Origin of the sequence: Lysinibacillus sp. YS11, from assembly GCF_002896375.1 — a bacterium.
GTDB lineage: Bacteria > Bacillota > Bacilli > Bacillales_A > Planococcaceae > Lysinibacillus > Lysinibacillus capsici.
On sequence record NZ_CP026007.1, the window covers coordinates 4225561 to 4237732 of the forward strand.

At 36.7% G+C, this 12172-nt stretch carries 14 protein-coding genes and 1 pseudogene; 2 read left to right on the forward strand and 13 right to left on the reverse strand.

The genetic code is table 11. The annotated features are described in order from the left end of the window. Window positions 1-2: 2 nt before the first annotated feature. The 9 genes and pseudogenes from LBYS11_RS21135 to hmpA form a co-directional block, all read right to left on the reverse strand. On the reverse strand, window positions 3-779 hold the full coding sequence (locus tag LBYS11_RS21135; RefSeq protein ID WP_103118920.1) for a sulfite exporter TauE/SafE family protein: 777 nt from the start codon (window positions 777-779) through the stop codon (window positions 3-5). 80 nt (window positions 780-859) lie between these two features. Then, window positions 860-1090: a sulfurtransferase TusA family protein gene (locus LBYS11_RS21140; RefSeq protein ID WP_103119113.1), complete on the reverse strand. Its 231-nt coding sequence runs from the start codon at window positions 1088-1090 to the stop codon at window positions 860-862. 141 nt (window positions 1091-1231) lie between these two features. Further along, window positions 1232-2359 (reverse strand): MBL fold metallo-hydrolase, encoded by a 1128-nt coding sequence (locus LBYS11_RS21145; protein ID WP_054549638.1) that lies wholly within the window; start codon window positions 2357-2359, stop codon window positions 1232-1234. Window positions 2360-2438: 79 nt separating this feature from the next. After that, entirely contained in the window at window positions 2439-2834 is a 396-nt protein-coding gene (locus tag LBYS11_RS21150; protein ID WP_048394137.1) for a DsrE/DsrF/DrsH-like family protein, read from the reverse strand. 17 nt (window positions 2835-2851) lie between these two features. Further along, a pseudogene (locus tag LBYS11_RS21155) lies at window positions 2852-3417 on the reverse strand (sulfurtransferase TusA family protein). 48 nt (window positions 3418-3465) lie between these two features. After that, window positions 3466-3762 carry a rhodanese-like domain-containing protein gene (locus LBYS11_RS21160; protein ID WP_048394133.1) on the reverse strand — a complete coding sequence of 99 codons (297 nt, stop codon included), beginning with the start codon at window positions 3760-3762 and terminating at the stop codon, window positions 3466-3468. Window positions 3763-3774: 12 nt separating this feature from the next. Continuing rightward, window positions 3775-4116: a rhodanese-like domain-containing protein gene (locus LBYS11_RS21165; RefSeq protein ID WP_103118921.1), complete on the reverse strand. Its 342-nt coding sequence runs from the start codon at window positions 4114-4116 to the stop codon at window positions 3775-3777. 41 nt (window positions 4117-4157) lie between these two features. Continuing rightward, window positions 4158-4418 (reverse strand): metal-sensitive transcriptional regulator, encoded by a 261-nt coding sequence (locus LBYS11_RS21170; RefSeq protein WP_048394130.1) that lies wholly within the window; start codon window positions 4416-4418, stop codon window positions 4158-4160. Window positions 4419-4638: 220 nt separating this feature from the next. Further along, window positions 4639-5805, reverse strand: a complete 1167-nt coding sequence (gene hmpA, locus LBYS11_RS21175; RefSeq protein ID WP_054549641.1) for an NO-inducible flavohemoprotein — start codon at window positions 5803-5805, stop codon at window positions 4639-4641. Window positions 5806-5995: 190 nt separating this feature from the next. Here hmpA and LBYS11_RS21180 point away from each other — a divergent pair, with 190 nt between their 5' ends. Beyond that, a complete protein-coding gene (locus LBYS11_RS21180; protein ID WP_048394127.1) occupies window positions 5996-6433 on the forward strand; it encodes an Rrf2 family transcriptional regulator in 438 nt (145 codons plus the stop codon). Window positions 6434-6482: 49 nt separating this feature from the next. Here the strand turns inward: LBYS11_RS21180 and LBYS11_RS21185 are convergent, their stop codons facing one another. The 4 genes from LBYS11_RS21185 to LBYS11_RS21200 form a co-directional block, all read right to left on the reverse strand. Then, window positions 6483-7463: a GNAT family N-acetyltransferase gene (locus tag LBYS11_RS21185; protein ID WP_103118922.1), complete on the reverse strand. Its 981-nt coding sequence runs from the start codon at window positions 7461-7463 to the stop codon at window positions 6483-6485. A 177-nt stretch (window positions 7464-7640) separates the two neighbouring features. Then, complete coding sequence (locus tag LBYS11_RS21190; RefSeq protein ID WP_103118923.1) at window positions 7641-8759, reverse strand: DUF4179 domain-containing protein; 1119 nt, start codon at window positions 8757-8759, stop codon at window positions 7641-7643. After that, entirely contained in the window at window positions 8731-9321 is a 591-nt protein-coding gene (locus LBYS11_RS21195) for an RNA polymerase sigma factor (RefSeq protein WP_103118924.1), read from the reverse strand. Before LBYS11_RS21195 ends, LBYS11_RS21190 begins: the two co-directional genes overlap by 29 nt. Before the next feature lie 225 nt (window positions 9322-9546). Beyond that, window positions 9547-10041 carry a DUF1648 domain-containing protein gene (locus LBYS11_RS21200; protein WP_103118925.1) on the reverse strand — a complete coding sequence of 165 codons (495 nt, stop codon included), beginning with the start codon at window positions 10039-10041 and terminating at the stop codon, window positions 9547-9549. Window positions 10042-10352: 311 nt separating this feature from the next. Between LBYS11_RS21200 and LBYS11_RS21205 the strand changes: the two genes are divergently transcribed. Next, window positions 10353-12047, forward strand: coding sequence for a methyl-accepting chemotaxis protein (locus tag LBYS11_RS21205; RefSeq protein WP_103118926.1), 1695 nt, complete (start codon window positions 10353-10355; stop codon window positions 12045-12047). Window positions 12048-12172: the final 125 nt, after the last annotated feature.

Genomic DNA, 12172 nt, shown 5'->3' on the forward strand with positions numbered 1-12172 from the left:
CCTTATAATATATCCATCCAAATTTTAATAGCTGTTGCTAATATAAGAACCGCTAAAATAATTTGTAGGAATTTAGTATTTAACTTGCCCCCTATTCTCGCACCTAGAGGAGCAGCTATTAGACTAGCTACAATCAAGATGAGCGCTGGATAATATTCCACTTGCCCAGTCATTAATTTACCAATAGTTCCTCCTATTGAGGAGATAAACGTAATAGCAAGGCTTGACGCAATGGTCATACGAGTAGGGATTCCTAAGACCACAAGCATGATTGGTACTAATAAAAATCCACCAGCTGCCCCTACTATCCCGGAACCGATACCAACAACGAAAGCTAATAGGGCCGACAATGGTTTATTAAATGTAACAGCCTGCATCGGTTTATCATCAATTTGCTTTTTCGGTATGAACATCATCACAGCTGCAATCAATGCAAGGATTCCATAGACCATGTTAATACCAGACTCAGATAAAAATTTTGAACCGAAGCTACCCACAAAGCTTCCTGCTAATATGGCGCTCCCCATATAGATAATGAGTGATTTATTTAAATACCCACCTTTACGATAGACCCAAACACCTGAAAGAGCAGCAAAAAGTACCTGAATCGCACTTATTCCTGACACCTCATGTGCAGAAAAGGCCGCAAATCCTAGTAATGGCGGTATATATAGTAGCATCGGGAAATTAATGATGGCACCGCCAATACCTAACATCCCTGATACAAATGAACCGAGAAAACCAATAAGTAAAATGGTTAAGATCCATGCAATATCCATTTAGTTTTCCTTCTTTCTGGCTGTATTCAACAAAAGGAAAGAAGGGTTGTTCTACTGTAATAGACAACCCTCAATCAGCCCTATGCTTTCTGAATGAAAAATGTAATAACGCCAGCCTCTTCAGATTGATCTAAAATGATATGACCTCCTGCTTTTGCCCAAGCAGGAATATCCGCTAAAGCTCCTTTATCTGTCACCTGAACTTCTAAAACTTCCCCAGACTTTAGGGAATCTATTGCTTTTTTTGTCTTCACAATAGGCATTGGACAAGAAAGGCCTTTTGCATCTAGTTGTAAACTTGATTTCATCATATTCTCCTTCAACTCGACAAAAGTTGTAAGCGATTTTGCCGGTTCTTCTTGTTTTATATCTTCATGAAGGATGAGCGCCTTCAATTCACGAAATTTACATATAATAAGCATACATGCATACTCATTGCACTTTAGCATGTTTTATCGTACTGCACAGCGATTTGGTCCAATTTCCATTTCTGTTTGCTCATCTAACGCAGGTGTGATTTTCCCCATATTCACCTGACGAATTTCCTGATAAGCATTTGGTTGTGGAGGTAATTCATCTGTTACCACACGTCTAAATTCTTCTTCATCTTGAATATTTAATCCATGGTTTTGTACAAATAAATCCCCTAGTCGTCTAGCAACCGTCCCATCTTCACTCAGCTCATCAATAATCATAAAATGTGCTGGTAAGACAATAAGTTCATCAGACAATTCTCGATAACGCTTGTAAAGCGTGTCTCGTAAATCTCCAACCCAGTCATCAGCAAGGCCAGCTAAATCAGGACGTCCGATTGAATCGATAAATAAAATATCTCCTGTTAATAAATATTTGCTGTCAACAACAAATGAAGTAGAGCCTATCGTATGACCAGGAGAATAGATAGCTCCTACATCTATTTTTGATGCACCGATTTGAACAGTCGTTCCATCAACTAATGGTGTATAGTGGAACACAACTTCCTCAGCGTCCTTAGGTGGCAAATAATAGGTTGCGCCTGTCATCTCTGCAATATGGCGCCCACCTGAAATGTGATCAGCATGTAAGTGTGTATCAAAAACATGTTTAATTTGGACATTTTTATGTTCTGCAAAATTTATAAACACATCTGTAAAACGTACAGCATCAATAATAGCTGCTTCACCTTCAGAAAGGACCATATAAGACAGACAGCCCTTTCCTAAGCGAACAAACTGATAAAGCTCACCACCGCCTGTTAAATCACCTACTTTAATTGGCTCTAAATATTCACTCCAGGATTTCATACCTCCAGCTAAATAGGCAACCTCAATACCTGCCTCAGCTAACATTTCAGCAACCATTAAAGACGATCCTTCTTTAGCACAAACGACTAATACATCTTTATCAGTTGGGATATTCGGTAAAATATTATCAATACCATCTAACAGTTCAAAATACGGTATATTTAAGTACTCAAAACGATGTCCATCGATTTTCCAATCTTCGAATGCATCCGCATTACGAACATCTAAAATAAACAACTCTTCATTGTGAATAACCTTTTTAGCTACTTGTGACGCGCTCCATTTTTGAATTGACATCTCTTTTACCCCCATTGGTATTGTTTTTATGTTTTTTATAGCGGAGAGGGGTGCCCTCTCCGCTTTTATAGGTAGGTCACTAGAATGTAAGTGACGGTGCTGCGTCTTTCGCGAATTCTAGGAACGTTACGGCTCCTCCCACTTCAATACCCTCAATGAAATCTTCAGTAGTTAAACCCATAACATCCATCGTCATCTGACAAGCAATAAATTTCACACCTAATTCTTGTGCCATTTCCACTAGTTGAGGAATAGCTGGCACATTTGCTTTTGTAAACCCTTCAGCATAGTGTTCTGCTCCAGCTGGCATTGGTAATGCATGCATACCTTGCTTATGAATTAAATTCAAACCTTCAAATGTAAAGAAGATAGCTACCTCTTTCTCAGAAGCTGCCGCAGCTGTTGCGATATTAAATACCTTATACGCATCAAATAAACCACCGTTACTTGCAATGATTGCTACTTTGTTCGACATAATAAAATTCCTCCAATTTAAATGTTTTTTGTTAAATCGCCTGACCAGGATGTCATACCTGGTAAGACGTTAAATACTTTCGTAAAACCATGTGAAGCCAGCTTTTGCGCAGCCATGTCACTGCGTTTTCCAGTACGACAAATAACATATATCTCCTGCTCTTTATCAAGCTCAGAAAGTCGTGTCTCCAGTTCGCCCATTGGTATCGATTTTGCTCCCGCAATATGCCCAAAAGCGAATTCCGCTTCCTCACGTACATCTAGAATTAATCCTTTACGACTTGTGATTTGCTCTAAATCAATTGTTTGATCAAACGTCATTTCTTCTATTTGGTCGTTTGTACATTTACGAATATAGTGTTTCAGTACACCATCATCTTCTAAAGTACCAATATACTGATGACCTACAGTTTCAGCCCATGCCGCAATATCAGCTTTAGATCCTTTGTCAGTCGCAGCTACTTCTAAAATTTGACCATCTACTAAATCAGCCATCGCTTTTTTGTTTTCACAATCGGCATCGGGCAAGAAAGACCCTTGGCATCTAGCTGAAAATCCGCCTTCATACTTTTCACAACCTCCATATACCTATAAGGGTATTATTTTAATCAAAAAAATATAGATTTAACCTATTACTGTACTTTTCCCTCCCAAGCTAACATACCACCAATCATGTTAGTTACATTAAAGCCATTACTTTCTAATAGTTGAGTAGCCCGAGCACTTCGTCCACCTGATCGACAAACCATAATATACGACTCCCTCTTATTTAATTCAGGTAGTCGAAACTCTAATAAACCTAGCGGGATATGAATAATGCCCGGGATGTGGCCAGCCTCTACTTCATCTACCTCTCGCACATCAATAAGATTCAGCTTCCCTCCTTGCTCCATCGTTTGTTGAACTTCTTTTGCTGTAATTTCTTTCACTTTTTTCTCCTCCTAGTATGCACTCATTCCACCACGAACATTAGAAACACGCTCAAAACCTTGCTTTTTAAGTTGGTTACAAGCCTGACTACTTCGCATACCACTCTGACAAATAACTATGATCTCTTTATCCTTCGGAAGGTTTTTAAAGCTCGACCCAAGCGGAACATTTTTAAATTGCGAGATATGCCGACCTTTATACTCAGCAGGCGTGCGTACATCGATAAATATCTTATCCTTATCATTCAGCATATCTTTTAATTGGGCTGTAGAAATTGATTGAACGCCCTTCGCTGGCTTCATTCGCCAAACGAAAAAGGCTGCCACAAGCGCGATAATAATCCATATTTCCATATGACCAGTCCTCCTTTTTATACGATTATGGGTATATCAAGTTATCGACTTTTCACGACCAAGTCCATCGCCTCTTGGATAGCAGCATTCATTTTTTCAGCATTGCCTTCAGCAGTCGATACACAATCTAATAAATTTTCACTTACAATGACACCAATCGTCCGGTCAACAGCAGAACGCACGGCAGATAGCTGTGTAATCACATCTTTACAACTTTGACCTTCTTCCATCATGCGTAAAATACCCCGCATTTGACCTTCCATACGTTTCACACGATTTGCAGTGTTTGAGCCATACGCCATTCTGTTATGCCCCCTTTCAAACGATAGATTGAACTTCCTTACGAGATTTATATTATACCCCTATAGGTATGTTGTCAACATAAAGCTTCTATCTTTTTTAAAATGCTGCAATTGCGAGTTACAATGTTCTCCCTATCGCTTTAACCTCATCTATCTGCTTCCTTATTATTTCAACAAAAAACCCTGCTACGAGTTATTACTCATAGCAGGGAGTTTATTTTTATTTAGCTAATTGCATGGCTGGCCCAAAGAATTCATAGTGAATTTTTTCATCTTTCACGCCAATTTCCTGTAAATTTTTAATAACCGCTTCCATAAAGCCTACAGGGCCACATACATATACATCTGCATTATCAGCTACTTTTTCAGCCAGCAATTCTTTTGTAATAAGCTTGTCTTCATCAGAGTATAAAGCTGTATAGGATGCATTCGGTAAGACGTTTACTTTCTTTTGAATGTCATCACTGAACGCTACAACCTTCTCATTACGAGCACATTGGATAAAGTTCACTTCATTCACTGCATTATCATTTAGAGATTGCAGCATACTGTTTAAAGGTGTTACACCGATACCGCCACTTACAAATGTAATTGGTGCAGCCGTTTCTTCTAACACAAATAATCCGGCTGGAGCACTTACATCTACCAAATCTCCAACTTGTAATTGATCATGAATATAATTTGACACTTTACCATTTGGCGTATGATCACTTTCACGTTTCACCGAAATACGATAGCCATCTTCTGCACTCGCTTGTGAAAGTGTATATTGACGGTTCATTAAATACTCTTCTCCTGGCACTTTCACTCGAATAGAGATGTATTGACCTGGTTCATAAGTTGGTAGTGGTGATCCATCTTCATTTACAAAATAAATAGAAGTTACTAAGTCACTTTCTACAACTTTTTTTGCCACTTTCAATGGTTTAAATAGACGCCAACCACCATTGTTCTCAGTTTTTTGGTATAACTCTTCTTCTACTTGAATGAAAATATCTGCGATAACGCCATAAGCCTCGGCCCATGCACCAATAATGTCATCAGTTGCTGCATCACCAAGTACTTCTTTAATCGCTTTTAATAAGTTTTCACCCACAATTGGGTAATGTTCAGGTAAAATTCCTAAACTACGGTGTTTATGTGCAATAAGCATTACGGCTGGTAAAATTGCTTCTAAGTTTTCAATATGAACTGCTGCAGCGTAAACAGTATTTGCTAATGCTGTTTGCTGACGGCCTTGTTCTTGGTTCGTGTGATTAAAAATATTTAGTAATTCTGGATGAGCTTGAAACATATTTTTGTAAAACGTCTTTGTGATTTCAACACCATGAACTTCTAATACAGGTACTGTCGCTTTAATAATTTGAATTGTTTCTTGTTTTAACATATCGCTTACCATCCTTTCGTGATTACAATATAACGCTTTCATTCTCTTAAAGCAATATATAAAATACATCTTTAACAAAATAGACATAATTAATGTATTTTAAATACATCTTTAAAAATAGGTTGTAGATATTATACTTCAATGTAAAAATGCTATAATTATTTTGAATTATAGAAAGTAGGGTGTTTAGATGCGCTTAACTTTATACACAGACTACTCTTTGCGCACACTTATTTATTTAGGCGCAAAGGAAGATGGTCAATTATCGACTATTCAAGAGATCTCAGATGCTTATAATATATCGAAAAACCATTTAATGAAGGTGACACACCAACTAGGGTTATTAGGTTACATTGAAACAATCCGTGGACGTGGCGGTGGAATTCGCCTTGCTATCGATCCAAAAACCATTACCATCGGTGAAATTGTTCGTCATACAGAAGAGGATTTTCATCTTGTAGAATGTTTCGATAAAGAAAATAACCTATGTAAAATAGCTCCAGAATGTCAATTAAAGGGTGTACTGTATGAAGCTTTGCAAGCCTATTTGAAAGTATTAGATCAATACACCTTGGACGATTTCCTTCATTCTAAGGAAAAATTAATGGCTCTACTGCTCGGTAAATAAAAATACCCGCTCAACATTTGTTGAACGGGTATTTTTTTTAGAAGTTTGCTTATAATTGCTTTGAAAAGAAAATCATATCCAATGCACGAATACCATTTTCATAAATTGGTTCTGGGTAATGACTGAAGTAGTCCTTTTCAATAGCCTCCATGCGAAAGCCTGCTTTTTGATAAAAAGCGATATTATCAATACTTGAGTTCGCCGTTCCAACTAATACCGTTTGATAACCATCCTTTTGACATTCTTCAGTGAGCTGTCGCAATATCTCTTTGCCTATTCCCTTCCCTTGATACTTTGGTACAATAGCAATATTCTTCAATTCAATTGTAGTATTAGTTTGAGGAATGACTAATGCCACTCCCACCAACAGTTCTCCACAATTAATTTTATATAATGTACCCTTATCTAAATATTTCCGAACTGCCACTTCACTCTCATCAGCTAATAAAAGCTGAGGTAAAAAGGCTTCTCGGTTTCCTTCTACCTTTTCTAGGGATGTTCGATAACGGACATAATCTTCTCGTTCAAAAACATTTAACACACATGGTTGCTTTTCCTTCACTTCTAACCACGAATGCTCCTCAGGATAATCTTTTTCCACCCCTAATCGAACAAAAGGTAGCTTTTCTTGTGCTTTTTGTGAACGGATATTAACCTTTCGGGCTCCTGCAAAAACACGTGATAATCCCAGCTCAAAAAACGCAATATCTAAAATAGCCGTTTTTGCTTCAAGATTATAGCCCTTCCCCCAAAATTGATAGCCAAGCCAAGAGCCGATATGACAGCTCTTTTTATGACGATCGATAAACATTAATGATGTCACACCAATGACTTGCCCCTCCTCATCTAAAATCACACGAGGGACGGTCTTACCTTCTTCTTCATCTATACGTTCACGCTTAATAAAATGAATTGTGTCTTCTACCTTGCCAGCAGGTAAGCCTAGGGCATCTCGAACCTGTGGCATAGAAGACAACGCATGCATAGCCTCAGCATACTTCACATCATGCCTTACTAACGTTACTGCCATCTTCTATTCCCCTTTATTTCTTAGGATTGAAAACTTATTCTTTATATATACTCCATATACTATAGATTATTCAAAAGCCTTGTTTTGCTAGTATAACTGAATATCCATCTACTTTATATAAATATAGAAAAATAAAAATTGAGAAAGTGAGCTTTTACTACACTTTCTCAATTATTTTTATGGTTGAACTGGTATAGTGATCTCTAGTTCAGGTATATATTGAATTTTCGGATAACCGTTTTTATCCAATTGAAACATACCTTTTTCGTTTTCCTTGAAAAGATGGATATAGGGTTTTAAGGTTATTGTTTTTGGAACAGATTCAAAAGGAGTGTACCGAAGATCATCAAGATGAATGTTTCCATTGGTAGCGTTCCAACCGTTTCCTCCAATTAATTCAATTTCACGACCATGCTCATCAATAATAACTATCCCCATTGTTAGTAGTGTTAAATTATCAGTGAACGTTGAATTATCAGTTAAAACCATCCGTGTTGTGATACTTGTTGTAACTGGTGTTAGCTTGACCTTTTCAAGAGTCAAATGAATATTGTCATATTGTCGACTTATATTTGGTGCTAAAGCTACATAGTCTTTCACTTTATTTTTCACAGGAATATCAATTTCAATGGGGTTTTCTATACCTTTGACAAAAGCTTGAATGGTTAAATCAAATTGCTCTGGGAAAGGCTTCCCCCCCTGATTTCTCAGATCCGAAAATTCAATAATAACAGAAGCATTATCTTTACCAGGGTACATAAAACGACTAATAGAATTGGACTCACTCGGAGCAAAAGAATTAATAGGCTCATCATTTATAAACAAATTATAATTACTGATACAATCCATTAAAGCTTCTTTCTGATCTTCTTTATAGGGGCGTTCAATAGCAATTGAAACACGTGTACCGTCATACGCTACTTCCGATACACTTAATGTAAACCCCTCCTGTGTCACACTTGTCTGTGGTTTTGTAGAAAGTCCTTTTTCATCAGCCATCTGCAACCCCAAATCACCAGCGAGACGGAAAATTGAGGATAGTACAGGCACTTGTTTAAGCGTTGCAGCCATTGTTGGTGAAATAAATGATGTAATAAATAGTAAGCTAACTAGCATGGCTGTTGCAAAAGCAACTTTATAGTGCCATTTCTTCTGGTGCTTTACTACTTGTGGCTGCTCGTTACGTTCATATTTACTGATTACACGATCAACCAAATCAATTTCTACAGGTGTTTCTCGAATTAGCAGCTCTATTCGTGCCATTTCTTTATCCTTCTGCTTTGAATGAATGCTCATAAAATCCACCTCCTAACTTATTTTCCTTTATTAATTTTTTGCGTAATCGTTCATATTTTTTTCTTATTGTAGCTGGTTTCATATCCATAATTTCAGAAATCTCTTCAAAGCTATATTCTTCAATAGAACGAAGCAGTAAAATCCTTTTTTCATCTACATGTAAGTTTTCCAGTAGCCTATGCACCATCTCATCATATTCAGGTATCGGTGCTTGCGTCTGCTCCACCTGTTCTCGCTTCACACTTAGCCAAAATTTATAGCCCCTATTTTTTGCTTTTATGACATCAATACAATGGTGGTGAGCGATTTTATAAAGCCACGCCGATAAGGAAACCGTATAAGAAAATTTATGAATATTCTCTAGTCCTTTAATAAAAATATCTTGCGAAGCATCCTCCGCCTCCTCTTTGGTTCCTAGCATATAGTAACAATAAATATAAATTTGCTTTTGAAAACAACGAATGATTTCTGCATAGTCATGCGTGTCCCCTGATTGAACTTGCTCCACGATTGATTGAATATCTATATCAGCTCGCTCTTTTGATGGTTCTCGTGTAGTCAATGTTGTCCCCCCTCTCCAATCTATATAACTGAAATTATTAGAAGTTTGTGACACTAGATAAAAAATCTTAAAAATATTATTGAATGTCATCGAGTTACTTGGAGAAATCTTTTATATCTTCCCTTCTTCGCCTATATAACTGAAATCAACAGCCATTTGTGACACACTATAAAAATTTTTCACAAAAATAAAACGCTTAAGGGTAACCTAAGCGTTTGAGTCTCACTATTTTATTTTGTAGCTTGTTATAAACCCTTTAATAATTGGGATAAATACTCCTATCAATACAATGGGTAGGAACCACCATCCTAATGAATTTACCTCACCAAGACCAATACGAACCATCTGAATCGATATAAAAGCAAATAAAATGAGACAGATATTTTTTACTTGATTTAGTATTTTTCTGCTATTCAAATAAAATACTTTTACATTACTTTCATCCAAACGTGACGGATAATTATGCATATGAGGTGCTTTTTCTAGCAGCCACATAACAATCCATAAAAATAAACCGATGAACGGAAGAATGAATAATTCTATTTTTGATCCCCATCGATCCACCTCACCTAATCCATTAAAATGACCAGGTATTTCATCAGGCAACTTACCCCATGCCAATATAATATAAAAGATGGATAAAATAAATATACTACCACCAATATAGTCCCATATCTTTTCTGATCTTGTTTTAGGTAACTTTAAAATTGGCCTATACATTTTCTCCACCCCTGTTCTTTTCCTTTACTACATCTACGTTATGACTACTATTAAAGTTTCAAAATTTATGAAAATTGACTTAATATTCAACATGCACCATTAATTATCCCTATTATTAGTAGCATTATAGCGATAAAATCTACTTTTTTTATTACTTCATATATAATTTATACCCATTTTCAAACTGCTAATTACTGTAGAAATACTCATAATACTTTGTAAAATTCATATAATCTGATATAAATGATATATATACATATTTCATTATTTTGTAACATTTCTACTAATTACTGAGAAAGGATATTTCAACTATGCGATTTACTATCTACAAGAAATTATTACTCGGTTTTTTTATAGTTATTTTGGTACTCGTTACAACAATCGGCTTAAATATAAAACAGCTTGATTCTGTAAATAAGACCTATCGTACATTATTGGAGGAACAAACTACTAAATCTATAAGTATTCAGGAATTACGGGTGATTGCAAAACAGGAAATTGTCAGCATGCGAGGCTACTTACTACTTGGTGACAAACAAAACTTTCAAAGTAATCAAGCCTCACGCGAGGAATTCAAACAAAAATCTGAAGAATTAATGGCTACTTTAGATTCAGAAAAATCAATTAAGATGCTTGAAGCTATTAATAAAAGTGAGCAAAATGTGCAAGAATTTGCAGATCGTATGTTTGAGTTAAAAGCTGCTGGAGAAACAGAGAAGTACGAAAAATTGGATAGTACTCAAGGACGCTTAATTATTAAACAATTCGATGAACGTGTTGAAAACCTTTCTAATTATCAAAATGAATATGTAGAAGGTAAAATGGCTGCTACATCCAATCAAATTCAAGACATCAAGCTCCAAATGATGCTTCTTGGAGTCTTTGCTGTTGTCATAAGTCTGATAATTGCTATGGTTGTTGGTAGTCTAATGTCTCGTCCAATTAACGGTATGGCTAAAGCTGCGAAAAAAATAGCTGAGGGTGACTTAACAGCTGAACAAATTCGTATAAAGAATCGTGATGAAGTAGGTGATCTAGCGCTTGCGTTTAATCAAATGGCTACAAATTTAAAGGATTTAATTACGAATGTGCGCCAAAACACTGTACAAGTAAGTGGCTCTGCTGCTGAGTTAACAGCTAGTGCAGAGCAAACTATACAGGCTACAGAACAAATCACTTCTTCTATTCAAGAGGTTGCTAGTGGCTCAGAGGCTCAAGGGAAAAACGCAACTGAAAGCTCAGAAGCAATGAAAAACATGACAAAGGGTATACAACAATTAGCTTCTACTACTGCGGCTGTTTCTGAACTGGCAATCGAAACAAATTCAGAGGCTAAGAAAGGGAATGATTCTTTACATCGTGTTATCTCTCAGATGACAACAATCAACACGGCTGTTTTAGAGTCAGCAAGTGTTGTTAAAAATCTAGACGGGCATTCCATTGAAATTGGTAATATCATTGGCATTATTACTGATATTGCAGAACAAACAAACTTATTAGCACTTAATGCTGCCATTGAAGCGGCTCGTGCAGGCGATCATGGACGCGGATTTGCAGTCGTAGCAGATGAAGTGAAAAAGCTAGCAGAGCAATCAAAAAAATCCGCTGAGCAAATCGCTACCTTGATTTCTGAAATACAGCAGGATACAAACCGTGCTGTAACGGTGATGGATACTGGAACTCAAGAGGTTCAAATTGGTATGCAAGTAGTGAAGGTAGCAGAAGAAGGTTTCTCTAAGATTGTTGAGCTGATTGAGCAAGTATCCATGCAAATCCAAGAAGCAACGACAGTGTCAGAGGAGATGTCCTCTAGTGCAGAGCAAATCTATGCTTCCTTTGATGAAATTGCAACTATTGCACAGATGTCCTCATCTAATTTACAAAATGTTGCTTCTGCTTCCGAGGAACAATTAGCTACTATCGAAGAAGTAGCTGCTTCAGCAGCAACACTTTCAAATATGGCAGAAGAACTTCACACGCAAGTCTCTCGTTTTAAGGTAGAATAAAAAACTGCTCGTTTTCTTTAGGTTTATAGAAAACGAGCAGTTTCTTCATACAAAGAAAAATATCATGATTTTTCTACCTATCGTATGCTAACCCTACTCACCATTTTCTCCTAGTAAATACATTC